This window comes from Pseudomonas sp. 2822-17, from assembly GCF_002742485.1.
Lineage (GTDB): Bacteria > Pseudomonadota > Gammaproteobacteria > Pseudomonadales > Pseudomonadaceae > Aquipseudomonas > Aquipseudomonas cyclaminis.
Genome location: NZ_LJRZ01000400.1, coordinates 1 through 230 on the forward strand (window position 1 = coordinate 1; position 230 = coordinate 230).

The 230-nt window shown below is 36.5% G+C and carries 1 protein-coding gene; it reads left to right on the forward strand.

The features are described 5' to 3' along the window. A partial coding sequence (locus tag AOA60_RS13825; protein WP_143522434.1) for an ABC transporter permease occupies positions 1 to 230 on the forward strand: 230 nt, incomplete at both ends.

Sequence of the window (230 nt, forward strand, 5' to 3'; positions counted from 1 at the left end):
GTAGTATACAATGCTTTTAAGGGAGTAGATGAAAATTATCTGAAAGTGATTTATTCATTTGGAGCTACGAAAAGACAATCTTTTTTCTCAGTTATACTGCCAGCTAGCTACCCTACTATTATTTCCACATTAAAAGTTAACGTGGGGCTTGCATGGGTTGGTGTGATCGTTGGGGAATTCCTTGTTTCAAAACAAGGTTTAGGTTATATGATCGTCTATGGATTCCAAGT